The organism is Geomonas sp. Red32, assembly GCF_023652955.1.
Lineage (GTDB): Bacteria > Desulfobacterota > Desulfuromonadia > Geobacterales > Geobacteraceae > Geomonas.
Map to the genome: position 1 here is coordinate 327,136 of NZ_JAKLOY010000004.1, position 18,400 is coordinate 345,535.

Here is an 18,400-nt window from a genome sequence, read left to right on the forward strand (position 1 = left end):
AGTAGAGATACTATTCTAATGTCTCTGCTTAGCATATTTTTCGTAGGCCTCCTTCAGGATGTGGTCGTAGTTGAATTTACGATACGACTTGCCGTTGTACTCGCGAGCAATAGCTTCCCATTTCTTGGAAATAAGCGCCGCCTTTAGCAATTTGTTTGAGGAGCTAAAGTTTACAAACGCTTTCAGGTGCTCCTGCTCAGACCGACACATTGCGGCCACAAATTCTTCGACGGTTTTGAATCCAGCAAGTTTGTGGCCTTCACCTAGGATCTGGAATTTCCCCCAAGAGCAAGCTTTCAGTGCTGCAGACTTGTCCAAATTGTACGCCTTGGCCAACCGGGGAAAGCTATTACCATAAATATCGTCCCCTACTTTTTCGCCTTTCTTACGCTTTCTGTGAGCTTTATTTGAAGAAATATCTGGATTTTGACTATTAAACCTTCCGAAAGGTGAGGTATTCCTTGAAAAGACATGACGTTCATAGAGAATCCTTGGTCTGTTCTTGTTGTCAAAGCCTTTTCCACCTTCGATCTTGGCCACGGCCTTAATAACCTCAACTTCGCACCCTATAGCCTTTGCAGCGTTACGATAGTCTTCCTCGGTTATGGTCTCTCCCGTAAACCCTTTCAAGAAGTCCAACGACGCCTGATCGTTTGTCACCTTGCAGACAGGCAATCCTTTTGCGGTTGCTGTTTCTACGGTTTTCGGCCCCTTACCATCACCGTATTCCGCCTGAACTTTTCCTGTAGCCAGTGTTTGAACCGGGTTCTCAGGCGGCTTCACGGGTTTCGCATCGGCCGTCTTAGTTTCACCTACAGGGAGGCCGGAGGCGTCTTTTGGATGCGGCTTCGTTTGCCCCTCCAACTTCAGTTTAGGGCTTATCACGGTGACCAGTTTGTTTCCCCAGTCTGAGACAACCTCCGTGACTTGCTTCAGCGACCCATCCAGCCGGGCGAGATATAACCTTACAACCTGGTCGGGGCTTTCCGTCAGCACCGTTGGCAACTGACCTGAAGCCCCGCTGGAAAGAACTTTCTTCTCCTGACCGTACTCCACTTGTGCTGTCGCGTTTCGGATGGGGTTGCGATCCATGTCCACCAGTTGGAAGGTCACCCCCATAACGGCTTTCGCAGCGAGAGCTATCTGCTGTCCAGCTTTAATCTGGTTAGGGTCCGGTATACCGTTAATCTTACATAGGTGGTCAACTGTCGTATGGTGGGATTTGGCAACTGCGCTCAAAGTATCGCCCTCTTTGAAGACGTAGAAATCGCTTGTGTTGCTCACCCTTCACCTCCCTCATCGAGAGCATCTGTGTCATCGACAACTTCCATCTCCTCTATAACTTCCCACTCCTCAGCACCAATAACCCAGGCTATTACGTCTCGCTGCTCCGTTGTAAAGAACCTGCTACTCACCCCACGTTCGTCAGTCGAGACTGTCGTGACGTACTCCCCTTCCGTGGTCGTGATCTCTATGGGCAGTCCGGCATACTCAATACCATTATGGTTGCCGGCGGCGAGCATTTCGCTGAGGTCAAATGCGAGACTGTGATTCACCCCGTCCTGCGTTGTCTCAGCGGGTACGGTCGCTAACCCACCCGGAGTTCTGCCAATGAAAACATTTGAAGATCCACTGGTAATCTTGCCACCATGCGCCGTTGAGCAACCAACGAAGGCTGCCGGTTTGCCATTGATCAGAACACAATTGCTCCCCTCAATTATCGTGTCCCCGCAGGCTATCCGGTCTCCGACTCGCGCCGCAGGCTGGTTGTCGTGGTAGGTGTTAGGGGAACCGGAAACGATGGACGTCTCCCCATGGATTGGGCAGGAGACGCTGTCACCGATACGTGCAGCTGGCCGCCCACTCAGTGCGTCACAATTGAAATAAATTGGCATATGCGGCTCCTCACAGGCAGTCACAAACCCTTAAAGATTGACAAATTCTAATCACACTTCCATGGCTGTCAAGAAGGTGAAGTAGCAGACTCCGACGACTCAGAGGGACGCTCACCTTACGCCCCACATAAAAGCCCGCCACCTCGAAGAGGTGAGCGGGCTTTTGTTCGTCGGGACTACTACGCTCTACAGATGCAGCTTGGTCATGACACCGGACGTTATGTGCAGCGTGGTGGAGAGGGTCTTGTTCACCCAGGAGAAGGAGCAGGCGAGCTGGTAGGTGTAGAAGAAACAGCAGGCGTAGAAGAGGGAGGGGGAGCTAGCAGTCAGCTTCAGGATGGGCGGGGCCAGCTTTCCACGGACGACGGGATGGCATGCCAACCAGGTGACGGAACCGCCCAGCAAGCCCCCCGCGATGATGTCGGTGGGGTAGTGAAATCCGAGATACATCCTCGGAATGGAGATGAAGAGGGTGACGTAGAGAAAAGCGATGATGCCGATCCTGCGGTTGACGAGGAAGAGGCCGGTGACCAGTGCATAGAAGAGGGCGGCATGGTCGCTGGGGAATGAGTTCCAGTGCACAAGCTCCGTCACCGAGACGGTGTAGGGAAGCTGGAGATGGAGGGCGGAGAGGTGCAAAGGCCGGGCACGGAACGGGAGAACCTCGCTCGACAGCCGCGAGACAAGCACGGCGGCGACCGCCGAGAAGGCAACGCAGATGAGCTTCTGCCGGTTTTCTTCCTGGCGCTCGCTGGGGAGGAACCACGCCCACCAGAGAAGGAGGGCCACCGGCCCCCCCTTTTGAAAGTCATCGGCGGTCAGCCAGTGTACCCAGAAATCGAAGGTCCAAGAGTGGTGTGCGAAACCGTTGAGAAAGTGCAAGATCCCCGCATCGAAGAAATTCATTACAAAGCCTCACTTTCTGCCAATCCTCTACAAGGCACTGCTTTAGCTCATATAACTCCAAACTGGTGCCACATCAGGCACTGAAAATGTAAGAGGTGATTCACTGTATCGTTTACAAAACAGTACCATAACTCTTACCTCTGTCAGCGGCCTCTGTCAATGCGGACGGCCCTATGACATCAATTTATTTTAACAGTGACAGCCTAAGTCACAGCCACCAGGGCTGTGAGAGTGGCTGTGACAGGCACAGCTAACTCTGCCCCGCCGGATGGTTGGTGGTCGTTGACAGCCACGACAACCTGCGGTTTGCTTTTCGTGGACGCTGGTGGACGCTGGTGGACGCTGGTGGACGCTGGTGGACACTGGTGGACACTGGTGGACGCTGGTGGACTCGGGTGGACTCGGGTGGACTCGGGTGGACTCGGGTGGACTCGGGTGGACTCGGGTGGACTCGGGTGGACTCGGGTGGACTCGGGTGGACTCGGGTGGACTCGGGTGGACTCGGGTGGACGGAGGGTGGACGGAGGGTGGACGGAGGGTGGACGGGGGGTGGACGGGGGGTGGACGGGGGGAGCTCTGTCGAGCCAGGTGGAAACTGACGGGAGGATGAAATGGACGAGCCGCTTATTCCGCAGCACGGCGGGTACCGTAAGCTGGTGAGCTTCCAGGTGGCGCAGGTGGTCTACGACTTCACGGTGCGCTTTTGCGACCGCTTCGTCGAGCGGCGAAGCCGCACTCACGACCAGATGGTGCAGGCGGCCCGCTCGGGGGTGCAGAATATTGCCGAGGGCAGCCAGGCGTCGGGGACTTCGAAGAAGACGGAGCTGAAACTGACCAACGTGGCCCGCGCCAGCCTTGAGGAGCTCCGCCTCGACTACCAAGACTTCCTGCGCCAGCGAAACCTGCCCCTGTGGGACCACCATGACCCGCGCCGCCAGTCCTTGGTCGACCTCCGCCCCCCAGACGCCGACGCCGTCGCCGCCTGGGTCAACGCCCAACACCACACCACACCACACCACACCCCGCCGTCCACCGGGTCCACCGGGTCCACCGGGTCCACCGGGTCCACCGGGTCCACCGGGTCCACCCACGCACCGCTTGCCGAAATCGCGGCCAACGGCGCCCTAGTCCTCATCGCGGTGGCGTGTAGCCTGCTTGAGCGCCAGCTTGCCACCCAAGCCTCCGCCTTCGAGTCCAACGGCGGCTTCACCGAACGCCTCTACCGAGTGAGGAAAGCCCGGCTGAGCTGACGAAAGTTACACTACCCGCCGCGCCCCCATGAACCTCGACTGGTAATAGCTGCTGTTGATGTCGGAGACGGTGACCTCGCCTTTCCCGGAGGAGGCGTGGATCATCTTTCCATCGCCCAGGTAGATCCCGACATGGGAGGGGTAGGAGGCATAGGTGTGGAAGAAGAGGAGATCGCCCTTCTTCAGCTCGCCAAGTGGCACCCCCTCTCCCAGGTGCGCCTGCTCGCGCGCGGTCCTCGGCAGATCGACCTGGTGCTCGCGGAAGACCTGCTGGACGAAACTGGAACAGTCAATACCGTCCCCCCCTTCGCCGCCGAAACGGTACGGGGTCCCCAGGAAACGCTCGGCGGTGGCCTCGATCCCGGTAGGGTCTCCCGCACCGGCCAATACACCGCTCCCCACCGGCTCGGCCGGCTGTTCTCCGGCAGGCGGCAGCGGAACCGGTCCGGACGCGGTCTGCCAGCCGGTGAAATTGCGGGGAAGCCCCCTCCCCCACGACTCCAGCACGCTGCCGCCGGTCACCGCGGAGTGATCGCCTCCGCCGATCGACAGGGTGCTCTGCATCATCTCTATCCGCAGCATCTCGGCAGCCACCTGCTCGGGCTTCAAGGACGCGGTCTCTCCGGCGCCCACCGAATCGAGCAGCGCCTGAAAGCGGCCCTCCTGGCCCCGGCTCCCCGCCGCCTCCGCTGCCGGGAACGGCACGGTACTCACCACCTGCAAAGGATCTACCTTCATCTCCGTCTTCACCTCGTCCGCACCCCGTGCCGGGGCGCAAAAAGAGCGGGTTTTTTTGACACCGGCAAAGCCCGGGTGTCAACTGTCCGTCAAACTTCCCGTGCAGGTTGAGGGCGCACCCGCTGTTTCCGGGCCCCCCCCTACCGCTGCTGCGGGCGGACTCCTAAGAGCTGCAAAAATCCGACCAACGGCAGGAGGCCCGGTGCCCGGGAATTTCTCCCGCCACTGCGGATGTTATTGACCTTGAGCCGATTTTAGTCTAAAACGTTGGTCTACAATTAGGACCATACCGTGCCCGGCAAGGAGGTATGGAACCGGCGAAGCCGCCGGTGAGGAAGTATCAGGAGGGGCTATGCGGCGTTTTGCAATGATAGTGACGGCAGTGATCTTTTCGGCTACCGCGGCGTGGGGAGCGGCTGGCAAGGTTCCCAAGGACATCTCCGAGCGGATCAAGATGAGCACCGAACGGGTCGAAAAGCTCAAGGCCGGTAAGGTCGGCGAGTATGCGAAGGATATGCTGGACGCAGCCTCCACCAGCCTGGTGGTCGCCCAGGGGGCGGTCGCCAACGGCAACGAGAAGCTCGCCACCCAGCAGGTCGAGAGGGCCGAGTTGCAGGCCACGGTAGCCGAGGCCCAGGCGAGCGAAAAGGAGCTGGCCGAGGAGATCGCTCTCAACCGGGTCCAGCTCAAGAAGCTCGAATCGCAGCTCGAACACTACCTGGCACCGGAGGAGAAATAAGATGCGCCGACTGATCGCCATTTGCCTGGTCGCCCTGCTCATTCCGGTGGCGGCCTTCGCCGACGAAAAATCCAAGGCCCAGAAGGAGCTGGAGACCGCCAAGGTCGCCATCGACGCCTTCGCCAACAAGTCGGGTGACAGCAAGCTCGTGACCGCCGACGTGGAGGCGGCCCGCGCCATGCTGAAGAAGGGGGAGGATGCCTTCAAGGAGGGCAAACCGATGTTCGGCGACCTCAAGCCCGAAGCCGGCCGCGACGTCAAGCACTTCGCCGCCATGGTGGAGCTCTACCTGACCATGGGGCAGACCAGGCTCGACAAGGAGAAGGATGCCGAGGAACTGAAGGTGATGACCGCCCAGATAACCAAGCTCAAGGCGCGGGTCAAGGTCTTCGAGGACCGAAACGCCGAGCTCGAGAAGCTCCGCTCGGACGCCATCCTGTGGGATACCGCCATCAAGGACATGGAATCGGTCAAATCGGAGAATGCCAAGCTGAAGGAGAAGAACAACAAGCTGATCCTGGAGAGGAAGAACATGACCGCCGAGATCGAAAAGCTCAAGGCGGAAGTGGAGCAGTACAAGCCTGCGGCCCCAGTGGCGGCGCCTTCACCGGCTCCCGCTCCGGCGGTCCCCCCCGCCGACGCACCGGTGGAGCCTCCGAAGTAGGTGAAGCAGGAGTAGTTACCAAAGGACAACATAAAAGGCGGGGATGCTTCCCCGCCTTTTTCATTTCGCCCGGTACCCGGCCCGCCGCTCAGTCCCCGAACGCCTCATCGTTGGCGATCTGCGGCCCCCCCTGCTGCGCCTTGGTGACGGTCCCCTGGTACAGGATGTACTGGCGCTGGCAGGCGCACGAGTAGATGAGCTTGACGCTCCGGTGGTCCTGCACGTAGCTCGGGTAGTCGTTGCGGAGCCCACATTCGCAGATGAAGCCGTTCTCGTCGTTTACGATCGCGCCCATGCCTCCCCCTAACCCACCGAAATAACATAAAAAGCCAGCCGCGCCCGCGGAGGGGCACGGCCTGCAGCATCCCCGCCGGGGCGGCCCCGGCCGGGTAACTGGCGTACGGTACCTTAAAATTTAACTATAAGCAATAATTATGTATACGATTCTAGGGAGCGGGGTACGAATGTCAACGCGGGGGAGGAAAATAACCTATTGCCTGCGAAGCGTATTTGGTGTAAATCTTCGCCTCATGAGAAACTTGCTGGAGCGACATATCGGCAGAACCGGGCACCTCTCCCTGGTGGTCCTCCTCTGCCTGCTGCTGGCCGTCATCTGGACCGGCACCCCGGACTCCGGCCGGGCACATCACGTCAAGCCGCACCCGCGGGCCGTCCTCGAGGTGGGCGGAACGATCCGCCAGGAGGCCTCCGCCCGCGAGGTGGTGGCTTCCCGCGAGACCCTCATCCCCTCCCCCGGCGTCACCGCCAGCGAGCGTCCCAACCACTTCTCCCGGGTCACCGAGCCCTGCTGCTCCTTCGTCCCATCCCAAAGCGAGGCGCGAGCCCCCCCTCGCGCCTGAAAAGCACCGCAGCCCCTCCCCTATAACCCGACGCCACCGCACCTAGCCGGTGCCCGCGGCCGCCCATTGGCGGGCGCCCCCGGGATATTTGCGTCTTTCTCCAACTTTCAACCATGGACAAAGGAGTACCGTACGCTATGAACAGCATCTGCAAATCGACCATCTGCTTTTTGGCCCTCGGCGTGAGCGCCCTGGCCGGCTGCGCCAAGGAGCAGGCGGTCAAGGCCGACCAGGCCATCGCCCCCGCCATCCAGGCCCCGGCCCAGTCTCCGGCCGCCAAACCGGCCCCCCAGGCCTCCACCCAGCCGGGCGACGCCACCTCGATCAACGGCGGCCAGCTGCGGGAAGGGACCGCCCAGAACCAGCCGGTGGACAACGGCCAGGGAGGCACCGCGAACGGCGGGAGCGCGGCGGCAGGAACGGGAGCGGTCAAGGCCGCCCTGGAGAAGATCTACTTCGACTTCGATTCCTCATCGCTTACCGGGCCGGCACGCGGCTCGCTGACCAAGGACGCCGAACTGATCAAGCAGGCGGCCGGGCGCAAGGTCCGCATCGAGGGGAACTGCGACGAGATGGGATCGGATGACTACAACCTGGCGCTGGGAGACCGGCGGGCCAAGGAGGCGAAGAAGTACCTGGTAGCGCTCGGGATCCCCTCGGATACGGTATCGACGGTGAGCTACGGGAAGGAAAAACCCGCGGTGGCGGGACACGATGAGGCGGCCAGGGCGAAAAACCGCCGGGACGAGATCCTCTTCACCGCCAACTAACCGCTCTTGACGGTGCCCCGGGGTCCGCCCCGGGTGCGCGGCCGGATTGCCTGACCAAGGGCAATCCGGCTTTTTTTTATCCGGCCCCGGTGCAGACTGCCGGACCGGCTGGCTCTATGAAAGGGGGATGGTACGCGAAAGCGGGGAGGTGCGGGCCGGAAACGTGCGCGGTCACCCGGCGTTCCGTTTGTACAGGAAATCGCTCCACCGCTGGCCCGGCCTGGAAAGGGGCTGCTGGCTCTTCCTGATGGGGTCCCGCCCGATCTGGACCCACCCTTCGGTGCGGCGAAAGGCGACGATCCTGTTCTCGCGGATCAGGTACTCAAGCATGTAGGCGGGGACCATTCTCTCCTCCCCATTGGTAAAGACGACTGAAATTCCCATATCGGCGACTCCGTTGCCCATGTGCTCAGGAAATCACTCACCTCCGGAAAATCCCTCCTCGCCTCCCTGGGGACAAACCGATTCTAAATCACCCCCGTGGCCTCCTCAACATAATATCCGCTAATCATCCCGGTGCCTCCTCCATCTTCATCAGTATCCCCCTTTCCCTCCGTTCATGGGAACGAAATGATTCCCGCCGCCTTGCCATCCCCGATTTTATTGGTACTTTCTAACAAGTGTTTTTTAATAAAACTCCCGGAGGTGATCTCACATGATTTTTGCTCCTCCCAACACGTCCTAGCCCCCCCCACGCAACCTCCTCACCGGAGCGCCTCGCCAAAGCCTCACCGGTCGCCCTACCGCCCAGTAAACCGGCAATGCCAGCGGAACCGGCAGCGACAGCCGGCCCGATTCCTCCTCAAGGGAAAGGAGAGGCAGGGGATGCACTGCAGATGATGCGATCACGTTTGGAAAGGAGGCTAAATTAATGGGGATGAAAGGTCTTTCAACGACGCTTCTCTGCCTGCTCCTGCTCCCGGCCGCGGCCGGTTGGGCGGGTGAGATCCACGGCAGAAGTTCCACCCAGTTCCAGTCGTTCAACAACGAATTGACCGACGACCGGCGGGAGATAGAGCTTGCCGAGTACCTGCGGTTCGCGGCGACCGGGCTGGACAAGGAGGGAAAACTGACCGTCCAGGGGTACGGCCGGGTCAGCCAGGACTTCACCAACGGGCAGGGTACCAACGGCAGGCTCTACTACCTCTACGCGGAGTACCGGGACTTCCTCAACAAGATCGACACCCGGGTAGGGCGGCAGTTCGTCAACTACGCGGCCGGCAGCACCATCATCGACGGGGCCCAGATCGACCTGAAGAACGTTGGTCCGGTGGCCTTCAGCGTGATGGGGGGGCGCGACGTGATCTTCGGCTTAAACGGCGAGGCGAGCAGCACCTCCAACGCCGCCTTCGGCCTGGCCGCCTACCTCTCGGGCTTCCGGCATACCGACGCCGAGGTGAGCTGGTTCCGGAAGTTCGATCACGGCGACTGCTCCCGCGACATCGTGGGGGGGACCATCAAGCAGTACCTCCTGAGCAACCTGAAGCTCTACGGCAACACCCGCTTCGACCTGGTCTCCGAGACCTTCAACGAGGTCTTGGGGGGGATCAAGTACTTCCCGACCTCCAGCCTGATCTTAACCGGGGAGTACTACCAGAGCTACCCGCAGTTCGACACCACCTCCATCTACTCGGTCTTCGCCGTCGACCGCTACCAGGAGTACGTGGCCAAGGCCGACTACACCATCAACGACCGGATCTCGGTGAACGGCGGCTACACCCACGAGGAGTTCGGCGAAGGGGGGGAGGCCGACGTCTGGCACGCCGGGATCGGGGTGCGCCCGATCGAGCCGGTCCGCCTGAGCGTCGAGTACGACCAGCGCCACGGCTACTACGGCCGGGTGGGCGGGGTAATCGCGGAGATCGGCTGGGACATCGACAAGAACTCCCTGGTCGAGGGGGGCATCAACTGGGATGCCTACCGGAGGGATTCGCTGACCGGCGAGGAGATCGCCCGCCGCTACTGGCTGGGAGGGAGGTACCGCCTGGCCAAGAACATGGCGCTTTCCGGGCGGATCCAGGATGACGTCAACATCCGGTTCGAGAGCAATTTCTCCGGCCGGGTGGTCTTCGATTACGATTTCTAGAAAGGGGGGTACACCCGTGAGGAAACTGTTATTTCTTTCACTCATCGTGCTCTTGTCGGCGCTCTTCACCCAGCAGGCCCTGGCCCAGAAGCAGGGGAACAAGGAGAACCACCGGGACTACGCCGACATGAAGATAACGGAGTGCAACGACTGCCACAAGGGAGAAGGGGTCTCCCCCAACCACGACGCCGACTGGATCCGCAACCACCGGGTGACCGCCAGCAAGGCCGGCCACAACTGCGCCCAGTGCCACACCCAGGCCTACTGCCTCGACTGCCACCAGGGTGGCGGCATCACCGCCGATCTTTCCACCGCCCAGTTCGGACGCGACTACATCCCGAAAAGCCACCGTTCCGACTTCGTCAACATCCATCCCCTGAAGGCGCTCGACAACCCGCAGACCTGCTACCGCTGCCACGACAAGAGCTACTGCCAGGCCTGCCACGACCGCTTCCCGAGGGGGTCGATGCGGATCAAGTCGCACCTCCCCACCGGCTCCAACAGCCAAAGCTACGTATGGACCAGCGAGCACTCCACCGAGGCCCGCAGAAACCTCCAGTCCTGCCAGTCCTGCCACCCGGAGGGGGATGTCTGCCTGAGGTGCCACAGCGCCACCTCCGGGGCCCGCATCAACCCCCACCCCCGCGACTTCCAGGGGGGAAACATCAGCGCCCGGACCAAGAGAACCTGCAGGATCTGCCACTAGCGATCGGTCATCACCTACAAGGAGGATCTAACGCATGAAAACAGTGAACCTCGTTGCAGCAGTGTTGTGGGCTTGCATGTTGGTCGTGGCCGGTTGCGGCTCCGATCACCGGGAAAGCGGCTCGTCGCCGCAGCTTAGGGCCTCGACGGGCTGCATTGGCTGTCACTCCGGCACCACGAGCCACGTGACCGGCAACTCGGTGGTCACCGAATGGATGGCCTCGGCCCACTCCACCGCCGCCGGCGGGGCCGGCTGCGACGACTGCCACCACGTGGACGGGCATCCCTTCAACGGGAGCATCCCGCCCCTCCCCACCGACCTGGTCTGCGTCCAGTGCCACACCAACACGGTCACCATGGCGACCCAGAATGTCCACTTCGCCAACAACTCCGCCTCCTACCTGGGGCTGCCGCTCTCCCGCCTCTCCCAGGCCATCGTCAACCCGGCCACCGGCGACCGGAGCGCCTCGGCCTGCAACGGCTGCCATAACCCCCACGACCCGACGAGCCTGTTGCCGGTCAACCGCCAGTGGGCCGCCTCCGGCCACGGCGACACCACCGACGCCCCGTTCAACGAGGAGCCTTTCATGAAGGTCAGCGGCGGGGTCTGCAGCCGCTGCCACACCGCCACCGGCTTCCGCTGGTACATGACCGCCGGTGCCCAGCGGGTCATCACCACTGCCACCCTCGGGGCCTACAGTTCGGCCAAGGAGGCCGTCGCCTGCTGGGCCTGCCACTCCAACTACAGCTGGCGCAGGATCTCCAGCGATCCGGCCGTCACCAACTTCCAGACCTACTCCACCCCCTACGTCCGCTTCGACGGCATCACCAAGCGGATCCCGGGGACCAACTTCCCGACCGCCGACATCGGCGATTCCAAGGTCTGCGTCCCGTGCCACGCCGGCCGCACCGGCGCCCGGGTCGGGGCCGCCGTCTCGGCCACCCGCACCTCGGCCCCCTTCGATCCCCACTACTTCCCGGCCGCGGCCACCATGTACGGCAAGATCGGCTTCATCAACTTCTCCACCCCGGGGGCGCTGGCCGGTGCCTACGGCAAGAGCCTGATCACCAACAACGACATCTCGGGCGGGGTCACCAGCACCCACAGAAAGCTCGGGACGCTCGACATCGTCACCGACTCCCGCTTCTCGGTCACCAACCCGGCCCCGGCCAACCTGCAGTCCAACGGCCCCTGCGTGACCTGCCACATGACCGCCGGCCACACGCTGACCTTCGACGATCCGGCCTTCACCCAGAACAGCTACGACCAGATCTGCATCAACTGCCATACCGAGGAGAACGGCATCACCATCAACGCCGCCAACTTCCGGACCGCCTTCCTGGATGAAAACCGCGACGAGATGTTCGCCGCCCTGGCGCTCGCGGTCCGCTTCCTGGAGAACAACTTCGGCATCACCATCAACCTGACCGACAACGAGGCGCTGGAGACCCCGACCGAGGTGAGCTTCGTCCAATACCCGATCGCGGACCCCAACAACCCGGTCTCCCTCTCCAACACTACCAACTGGAGCGCCTACGTGACCACCGGCCGCGGCGCGGCCCTCTCCGACGCCCAGGTCTACAAGCTCAAGGGGGCCATGTTCAACATCATCCTCGCCTACAAGGAGCCCGCCTCCTACGTCCACGCGAGGACCATCACCCGCCGCCTCCTCTACGACTCCATCGACTTCCTGGACGACATGTCGATGGACCAGTCGGTAAGTGCCAGCGCGGTCGCCCAGTCGTTGATCGCCGATGCCGCAACGAGCCAGGTCTCGGTCTTCGGCCGCTTCCAGAAAGGGCCCAGCGCCTTCACCGGGCCGATCGAGTCGAGCCCGCTCACCCCGGGGACCACGGCCCCCATGACCTACGTCAACGGCTTCAACCGGACGACCGGCGCCTGGTCGGTCCCCGAACGGCCGTAAACGCCCTTCCACCCGGAAGGGGCGGGAGGGAGCCGGTTTCCTTCCCCTAGCACCGGAAAGCCCCGTCTCGAAAGAGGCGGGGCTTTTTCATTGTGAGGGAGAAACTCCGATCCCCATTAAAGTTAGCGCTCGTCCCGGCCGATACCGTTACCAGGGGATTTGCTCCCCCACCCTGCGCATCCAGAGGTCCCGTGAAACAGCCGAACATCTCACCAGCGAACCTGCCTTCCCTCACCAGGACCATACCGCTCCTGCTCCTCGTGCTGTTCGCAATCGAGATCCTCCTCATGTACCTGATCCCGCTGCTGGTCCCGGACCGCCTCCCCTGGCTGCAGAATCTGGCCGACGCCGGGCTTCTCACCCTGCTCTTCGCCCCCCTCCTCTACCGCTTCATCTGGAAGCCCCACCGCGACGTCGCCTCGCTGCAGATGTCGCTCACCGACGAGATCCTGGCCCACCTGGTGGACGGCGTGGTGCTGGCCGACAACAGCGGGACCGTCGTCTCCTTCAACGCGGCGGCCGGTACCATCTTCGGCTACCGCCCGGACGAGATGACCGGCGCCCCCCTCTCCACCATCCTCGGGAGCGCGCTCGACGGGGAGATCCGGCTTCCGGAGGGGGACCAGGAGGTCCCGCGGGCGGCGGTCCGGGAACTGACCGGCAGCCGCAAGGACGGCTCGGCGGTACCGGTTGAGCTCTCGCTGAGCCCGGTCCGGATGGGAAGGGCCTGGCTCTGGCTCGCCATCGTGAGGGACATCTCCGCCCGCAAAAACTCCAGCGAGCAGATGGAGCAGACCCTCTCGCTGCTGAGAGGGACCCTGGAGTCGACCGGGGACGGGATCATGGTGCGCAACCTGGAGGGGAAGCCGGTGATCTACAACCGGCGGTTCACCGAACTCTGGCGGATCCCCCCCGAGGTGATGGCAAGCGGCAACGATCTCTTGATCCGCTCCCACGTGAAGACGCAGGTGAAGGATCCCGACGCCTTCATGTCGCTCACCAACCGCCAGTACGAGGCGATCGGCCTGGAGAGCCGGGACCTGATCCAGTTCCAGGACGGCCGGGTCATGGAGCGCTTTTCCGCCCCGCAGGCGATCGGCGAGGAGATCGTCGGGCGGGTGATCTGCTACCGGGACATCACCGAGCAGACCGCCCTCGAACAGCAGCTCAGGCACGCCCAGAAGATGGAGGCGCTCGGCACGCTGGCGGGCGGGATGGCCCACGACTTCAACAACATCCTGACCGTGGTGATGGGGTTCGCGCGGCTGATCGCCATGGACCTGCCGAAGGAGCACCCGTTCAGGCACCCGGTGGACCAGATCATGAACGCCTCCGAGCGGGCCCTGGCCCTGACCGGAAGCCTCCTGGCCTACAGCCGTAAGCAGCCGATGAGCCCCACGCCGATGAAGCTCAACGACCGGCTCAAGACCACCCAGAAGTTCCTCGCCCGGCTGATCGGGGAGCACATCGAGCTCGTCACCCGCTTCTCGAGCGAAGAGCTCACGGTGATGGCGGACGGCAACCAGCTCGACCAGGTGCTGATGAACCTCTCCGCCAACGCCCGCGACGCTATGGGGGGAAAGGGGTGCCTGGTGATCGGGACCCGGCGGCTGGAGATCGGGGAGGATTTCGTGCGGCTGCACGGGTACGGGAAGGCGGGGAGCTTTGTGCTGTTGTCGGTGTCGGACACCGGCGCGGGGATGGACGAGGCGACCCGGGAGAAGATCTTCGAGCCCTTTTTCACCACCAAGCCGTCGGGCCAGGGGACCGGGCTCGGGCTCTCCATCGTCTACGGCATCGTCAAGCAGCACCAGGGGTACATCACGGTCTACAGCGAGCCGGGGCAAGGGACCACCTTCAACATCTACCTCCCGCTGATCGACCTCGCCCCGGTGGCCCGCGCCGAGGAGCGGAGGGAGGCCCCGGGGGGGAGCGAGACCATCCTGGTGGCCGAGGACGATCCGGGGGTGCGGACGCTGTTACTGAGCGTGCTGACCGGGGCGGGATACCGGGTCCTGGAGGCTGAAAACGGCGCGGAGGCGGTGGAGCGCTTCCGGGAGCACCGGGAGGAGATCGACCTCCTCATCCTCGACGTGGTGATGCCGGGGAAAAACGGGAGGGAGGCGCTGGAGGAGATCAGGAAGGCCGCCCCCGGGACCGGAGCACTCTTCATAAGCGGCTATACGGCGGACATCGTGGACCGTAACGGGCTGGTGGAGAGCGGGACGGAACTGGTCATGAAGCCGCTACTCCCCGATCAGCTCCTCGGCGCGGTCAGGGAACGGCTGGACGCTCCCCGCAAAAGGAGCTAGCCGGGCGCGTCCCATCCCAGCGACAGGCGGACGCTCCGCCGCCACCTTTCCAGAAGCTCCCTCCTTCTTTCTTCGCCGATCCCCGGCTCGAATCTCTTCTCCAGGCGCCAGCAGGCGGCCGCCGCCTCCGCATCGAGCACCCCGGCTCCGATCCCCCCCAGAAAAGCCGCCCCGAGCGACGTGCTCTCCGTGCAGGCCGGGCGCAGCACCGGCGCCCCCACCACCCCCGCCATGAATTCCAGCAGAAGGTCGTTGGCCGCCGCCCCGCCATCTACCCTCAACTCGGAGAGGGATACCCCGCAGCCGGCCGCCATGGCGGCGGTGGCGTCGGCGGTCTGGTAGGCGATCGCCTCCAGCGCGGCGCGGGCCAGGTGGGCGCGGCTGCTCCCGCGGGTCAGTCCGGCGATCACCCCGCGGGCGTGCGGGTCCCAGTAGGGGGTGCCGAGCCCGGAAAGGGCCGGGACGAAGAAAACCCCGCCCGCGTCGGGGACGCTCCTCGCCAGTTCCTCCACCTCGGCCGCCGACCCGATGATCCCCAATCCCTCCTTGAGCCATTGCACCGCCGCACCGGCGATGAAGATCGATCCCTCCAGGGCGTAGGTCACCGGTTCCCCCGGGAGCTGCCAGGCCACCGTGGTCAGTACCCCCTCCCCTTTCCCCCCTTCCCTGCCGCTGTTCATCATCACGAAGGCGCCGGTGCCGAAGGTGGCCTTGGCCATCCCGGGCTTCAGGCACCCCTGCCCGAAGAGGGCCGCCTGCTGGTCTCCGGCTACCCCGGTGATGGGGACGGACATCCCGGTCACCGCCGGGTCGCAATGGCCGAAGAAAGAGGCGCTCGGGAGCACCCGTGGGAGGATGGCGGCCGGGAGCCCGAAGATCCGGAGGAGCTCCTCGTCCCACTCGAGGGTGTGGATGTTGAAGAGGAGCGTGCGGCTCGCGTTGGAGAGGTCGGTCAGGTGGAGGCGGCCGCCGCTTAAGCGGTAGATCAGCCAGGAGTCGACGGTACCGAAGCAGATCTCCCCCCGCTCCCCCCGTTCCCGGAGCCCCGGCACGTTGTCGAAGAGCCAGGCGAGCTTCCCGGCCGAAAAGTACGGGTCGAGGAGGAGGCCGGTCCGCCGTGCGATTTCCGGCTCGAGCCCTTGGGCGGCCAGCCGGTCGGTCAGCGGCGCGCAGCGGCGGTCCTGCCAGACGATGGCGCGGTGCAGCGCTCGTCCGCTCTCCCGCTCCCAGACGATGGTAGTCTCCCGCTGGTTGGTGATCCCCAGGGAGGCGATGGAGGAAAGGGGGACCGGGGCGCTGGCCAGCACCTCCTTGAGGGTGGCGAGCTGGCTCTCCCAGATCTCCTCCGGATCGTGCTCGACCCAACCCGGCTCCGGGTAGTGCTGGGCAAAGGGGCGGGAGGCGGTGGCCACCGTTTCGCCGGTGGCGGTGAAGAGGGTGGTCCGGCTCGAGGTGGTCCCCTGGTCTAAGGCAAGCAGATAGCTCACTTGAACCTCCAGATGATGCGGGTCCCGATCCGCTCCTCCTGCTGGACGGGGCCGAGCAGGGAGCCGGCGATCTGGCTCTGGTCGTAGTAGAGGGTGAGGTCGCTGGAGCGGCCGAGATGGATGCCGAGCTCGCCGGTCCAGGAGGGGGTGGAACGGAAGGGACGGGTGAAGTCGTAGCCGCGCCGGCTGCCGAGGTCCTGGCCGGTGTAATTGGCGGCGTTCTCGACGGTCAGCACCGGGAGCTTGGCGGCCGCCGAGAGGTACATGGTTTCCGACAGCGAAAGGCGCCCTCCCGCCTGGGCGTGCAGCATGTGGATCGACTCGTCGAGGCCGCCGGTCTGCTCCCGCTCGGCGATCCGGTAGCCGATCCCGAGCTCGGGCTCCAAGGTGAACTGGGGTGCCTCGAACTTCACACCACCGGTGGTAAGGAGCCGGTCGGTGTCGAAGAAGCGGGCGGCGGAAAGGGGGGGCGAAAGGGTGGGGGTGCCCAGGCCGCCGGCCAGGGCCGGGGAGGCTGTCGCGAGAACCATGAGGAGTGTGGCGGAGACCCTTTTCATGAGGCGAAGTGTAGCAGAAAATCGGGGAGGGTGCTCAAACTTTCATGAGCGTGTGATGGAAAAATCGGGGAGAGGAACGACCCGGCAGGAAATCAGCGGGTAACCGGCGGGGGGATAACCGGCTCGGTCTCGGAGGAGACCAGGCGGGCGGTGACCCGTCCGACCGGCAGCGTGGTCTCGATACGGACCGGGACCTTGCGGTCGTCGTCGGTCATCCAGATCACCAGGTCGGCGGTACGGCGGAAGATGACGCCCGAAGCGGCCAGCGGGCGGATCACCAGGGTCGGGACCCGGGTGAGGTTCGGAAGCGTGATGACCTCGCGGCGCACCACCTCTACCGGCACCTCCGCGTAGCGCTCGGAGTCGTAGATCTGGAGCGTCTCGTTGCTGCCGACCTTGAGCGGCCGGGTACGGAGCGAGTAGATCCCCGAAAGGGAGTCGAGCACCTCGGAGTTCGGGACCTCGGTCACCTGGCTCCGCGCTCCGATGAGGTCGAACCAGGAGACCCGCTTCTTCCGCAGGTTGATGGTGAACATCTCGTCGCTCGCGAAGTTCCCCTCCTGCTGGCGGATCTTGGTCTGGATGTACATCCCGGCCACCTGCTGGGTCTCGATGACATCGTCGACCCGGTAGAAGGCGGAGACGGCGGGAGAGGTCTTGACCCGCAGGGTGATGGAGGTGATCCCCTTCTCGTTCTTCGCCTCGAGAAAGGCGTCGCCGATGGGAAGGCCGTGCATCATCATCTGGTAGGTGAGCTTCTCGTGCTTGGCGCCGATGAACTCTCCCACCCCCGTCAGGGGGGTACTCCCCACCACAAGCGCCTTGGCTCGTGCGGGGACCGGCTTGGCGGCCTTCACCGGATGTGCCTCTTCGGGAACCGGGGGCGCGGGCGCGGGGGCCTGGGCGGCCACCTTCTCCGGCCCGGCCGGAGCAGCAGCAGCCTGGACGCTCGCAGGCGCCTGGGCAGGGGCCGGTACGGGAGCATCGGCCTCGCGCTCCTGGGCGGGATCCGGGTCACTGGCGGCCGGGGACGGTTCCTGGGCGGTTTCCTCGGGAGACTCCTCATCGTCCGCCGCTGCCGGCTCCTCGGCCGGCTGGCTCGCCGTAGAGAGATCAGCCAGGTCGACGGTCACCGCGGGGGGGGCCCCCACCGGTTTGCCGAAATCGTAGTGCCCGAACAGGGCGATCAGCTGGACGAAGAGGATGTGGGCCGCCACCGAAAGGAGACAGCAGACCAGAAGGAGGCGAAGCGAGCGGAATCCGCCATGGAGGGCGTGACGGGGACGATCGGTGCACTCCCGGGGGATCAGATCGGCAGAGGCCGAAGCTATGTTGGATGGCGGAGGGGTCATGGTCGTAGCAACTTTACCAGCAATGCCGCCCCCTTCAAGGGAGCGTATCCCGGGACGGCAGACAGCCGCCTGCCGCCCCGGGAGTTACGGACATTAAAAGGCCCCGCCTCTTGCGAGGCGGGGCGGATACTGCGGGTGGTCTACCTCGGAGTCC

Annotated in this window: 18 protein-coding genes; 9 read left to right on the top strand and 9 right to left on the bottom strand. The window is 63.6% G+C overall.

Annotated features, from left to right (window positions below):
* Positions 1–15: 15 nt before the first annotated feature.
* The 3 genes from L4X63_RS13095 to L4X63_RS13105 form a co-directional block, all read right to left on the bottom strand.
* Positions 16–1,284 (bottom strand): LysM peptidoglycan-binding domain-containing protein, encoded by a 1,269-nt coding sequence (locus tag L4X63_RS13095; RefSeq protein ID WP_250679087.1) that lies wholly within the window; start codon positions 1,282–1,284, stop codon positions 16–18.
* Complete coding sequence (locus tag L4X63_RS13100; RefSeq protein ID WP_250679088.1) at positions 1,281–1,895, bottom strand: PAAR domain-containing protein; 615 nt, start codon at positions 1,893–1,895, stop codon at positions 1,281–1,283. The genes L4X63_RS13095 and L4X63_RS13100 overlap by 4 nt, the downstream gene beginning before the upstream one ends.
* A 186-nt stretch (positions 1,896–2,081) precedes the next feature.
* On the bottom strand, positions 2,082–2,801 hold the full coding sequence (locus tag L4X63_RS13105; protein ID WP_250679089.1) for a phosphatase PAP2 family protein: 720 nt from the start codon (positions 2,799–2,801) through the stop codon (positions 2,082–2,084).
* A gap of 611 nt (positions 2,802–3,412) precedes the next feature.
* Between L4X63_RS13105 and L4X63_RS13110 the strand changes: the two genes are divergently transcribed.
* Positions 3,413–4,051: a four helix bundle suffix domain-containing protein gene (locus L4X63_RS13110; protein ID WP_250679090.1), complete on the top strand. Its 639-nt coding sequence runs from the start codon at positions 3,413–3,415 to the stop codon at positions 4,049–4,051.
* A gap of 6 nt (positions 4,052–4,057) precedes the next feature.
* Here L4X63_RS13110 and L4X63_RS13115 read toward each other — a convergent pair whose 3' ends face one another.
* Positions 4,058–4,789, bottom strand: a complete 732-nt coding sequence (locus tag L4X63_RS13115; protein WP_250679091.1) for a C40 family peptidase — start codon at positions 4,787–4,789, stop codon at positions 4,058–4,060.
* 352 nt (positions 4,790–5,141) lie between these two features.
* Here L4X63_RS13115 and L4X63_RS13120 point away from each other — a divergent pair, with 352 nt between their 5' ends.
* A complete protein-coding gene (locus tag L4X63_RS13120) occupies positions 5,142–5,528 on the top strand; it encodes a hypothetical protein (protein ID WP_250679092.1) in 387 nt (128 codons plus the stop codon).
* A gap of 1 nt (position 5,529) precedes the next feature.
* Positions 5,530–6,192: a hypothetical protein gene (locus L4X63_RS13125; protein ID WP_250679093.1), complete on the top strand. Its 663-nt coding sequence runs from the start codon at positions 5,530–5,532 to the stop codon at positions 6,190–6,192.
* 88 nt (positions 6,193–6,280) lie between these two features.
* Here the strand turns inward: L4X63_RS13125 and L4X63_RS13130 are convergent, their stop codons facing one another.
* Complete coding sequence (locus L4X63_RS13130) at positions 6,281–6,487, bottom strand: hypothetical protein (protein WP_250679094.1); 207 nt, start codon at positions 6,485–6,487, stop codon at positions 6,281–6,283.
* A gap of 235 nt (positions 6,488–6,722) precedes the next feature.
* Between L4X63_RS13130 and L4X63_RS13135 the strand changes: the two genes are divergently transcribed.
* Positions 6,723–7,052, top strand: a complete 330-nt coding sequence (locus L4X63_RS13135) for a hypothetical protein (protein ID WP_250679095.1) — start codon at positions 6,723–6,725, stop codon at positions 7,050–7,052.
* Positions 7,053–7,189: 137 nt separating this feature from the next.
* Positions 7,190–7,822 (top strand): OmpA family protein, encoded by a 633-nt coding sequence (locus L4X63_RS13140; RefSeq protein WP_250679096.1) that lies wholly within the window; start codon positions 7,190–7,192, stop codon positions 7,820–7,822.
* Positions 7,823–7,993: 171 nt separating this feature from the next.
* Here L4X63_RS13140 and L4X63_RS13145 read toward each other — a convergent pair whose 3' ends face one another.
* Positions 7,994–8,206 (bottom strand): GSU3473 family protein, encoded by a 213-nt coding sequence (locus L4X63_RS13145; protein WP_250679097.1) that lies wholly within the window; start codon positions 8,204–8,206, stop codon positions 7,994–7,996.
* A gap of 487 nt (positions 8,207–8,693) precedes the next feature.
* Here L4X63_RS13145 and L4X63_RS13150 point away from each other — a divergent pair, with 487 nt between their 5' ends.
* The 4 genes from L4X63_RS13150 to L4X63_RS13165 all read left to right on the top strand — a co-directional run bounded on the left by L4X63_RS13150 (position 8,694) and on the right by L4X63_RS13165 (position 14,850).
* A complete protein-coding gene (locus L4X63_RS13150) occupies positions 8,694–9,908 on the top strand; it encodes a hypothetical protein (RefSeq protein WP_250679098.1) in 1,215 nt (404 codons plus the stop codon).
* A 16-nt stretch (positions 9,909–9,924) separates the two neighbouring features.
* On the top strand, positions 9,925–10,614 hold the full coding sequence (locus tag L4X63_RS13155; protein ID WP_250679099.1) for a cytochrome C: 690 nt from the start codon (positions 9,925–9,927) through the stop codon (positions 10,612–10,614).
* 34 nt (positions 10,615–10,648) lie between these two features.
* Positions 10,649–12,538, top strand: a complete 1,890-nt coding sequence (locus tag L4X63_RS13160; RefSeq protein ID WP_250679100.1) for a NapC/NirT family cytochrome c — start codon at positions 10,649–10,651, stop codon at positions 12,536–12,538.
* Between the two features lie 191 nt (positions 12,539–12,729).
* Positions 12,730–14,850, top strand: a complete 2,121-nt coding sequence (locus L4X63_RS13165; RefSeq protein WP_250679101.1) for a hybrid sensor histidine kinase/response regulator — start codon at positions 12,730–12,732, stop codon at positions 14,848–14,850.
* On the opposite strand, the gene glpK is transcribed toward L4X63_RS13165, so the two are convergent.
* The 3 genes from glpK to L4X63_RS13180 form a co-directional block, all read right to left on the bottom strand.
* Complete coding sequence (gene glpK / locus L4X63_RS13170) at positions 14,847–16,337, bottom strand: glycerol kinase GlpK (RefSeq protein WP_250679102.1); 1,491 nt, start codon at positions 16,335–16,337, stop codon at positions 14,847–14,849. The two genes, L4X63_RS13165 and glpK, sit on opposite strands and share 4 nt — an antisense overlap.
* Positions 16,334–16,867: a DUF481 domain-containing protein gene (locus L4X63_RS13175; protein WP_250679103.1), complete on the bottom strand. Its 534-nt coding sequence runs from the start codon at positions 16,865–16,867 to the stop codon at positions 16,334–16,336. Before L4X63_RS13175 ends, glpK begins: the two co-directional genes overlap by 4 nt.
* A gap of 119 nt (positions 16,868–16,986) precedes the next feature.
* Positions 16,987–18,246: a DUF3108 domain-containing protein gene (locus L4X63_RS13180; RefSeq protein ID WP_250679104.1), complete on the bottom strand. Its 1,260-nt coding sequence runs from the start codon at positions 18,244–18,246 to the stop codon at positions 16,987–16,989.
* Between the last annotated feature and the right edge of the window lie 154 nt (positions 18,247–18,400).

Excerpts from the sequence above, each read along its gene's own strand:
- L4X63_RS13160 (WP_250679100.1), top strand. The coding sequence starts at position 10,649 with ATGAAAACAGTGAACCTCGTTGCAGCAGTGTTGTGGGCTTGCATGTTG.
- L4X63_RS13175 (WP_250679103.1), bottom strand. The coding sequence starts at position 16,867 with ATGGTTCTCGCGACAGCCTCCCCGGCCCTGGCCGGCGGCCTGGGCACC.
- L4X63_RS13115 (WP_250679091.1), bottom strand. The coding sequence starts at position 4,789 with ATGAAGGTAGATCCTTTGCAGGTGGTGAGTACCGTGCCGTTCCCGGCA.
- L4X63_RS13150 (WP_250679098.1), top strand. The coding sequence starts at position 8,694 with ATGGGGATGAAAGGTCTTTCAACGACGCTTCTCTGCCTGCTCCTGCTC.
- L4X63_RS13135 (WP_250679095.1), top strand. The coding sequence starts at position 6,723 with ATGAGAAACTTGCTGGAGCGACATATCGGCAGAACCGGGCACCTCTCC.
- L4X63_RS13120 (WP_250679092.1), top strand. The coding sequence starts at position 5,142 with ATGCGGCGTTTTGCAATGATAGTGACGGCAGTGATCTTTTCGGCTACC.
- L4X63_RS13100 (WP_250679088.1), bottom strand. The coding sequence starts at position 1,895 with ATGCCAATTTATTTCAATTGTGACGCACTGAGTGGGCGGCCAGCTGCA.
- L4X63_RS13130 (WP_250679094.1), bottom strand. The coding sequence starts at position 6,487 with ATGGGCGCGATCGTAAACGACGAGAACGGCTTCATCTGCGAATGTGGG.
- L4X63_RS13125 (WP_250679093.1), top strand. The coding sequence starts at position 5,530 with ATGCGCCGACTGATCGCCATTTGCCTGGTCGCCCTGCTCATTCCGGTG.
- L4X63_RS13140 (WP_250679096.1), top strand. The coding sequence starts at position 7,190 with ATGAACAGCATCTGCAAATCGACCATCTGCTTTTTGGCCCTCGGCGTG.
- L4X63_RS13145 (WP_250679097.1), bottom strand. The coding sequence starts at position 8,206 with ATGGGAATTTCAGTCGTCTTTACCAATGGGGAGGAGAGAATGGTCCCC.
- L4X63_RS13105 (WP_250679089.1), bottom strand. The coding sequence starts at position 2,801 with ATGAATTTCTTCGATGCGGGGATCTTGCACTTTCTCAACGGTTTCGCA.
- L4X63_RS13110 (WP_250679090.1), top strand. The coding sequence starts at position 3,413 with ATGGACGAGCCGCTTATTCCGCAGCACGGCGGGTACCGTAAGCTGGTG.
- L4X63_RS13180 (WP_250679104.1), bottom strand. The coding sequence starts at position 18,246 with ATGACCCCTCCGCCATCCAACATAGCTTCGGCCTCTGCCGATCTGATC.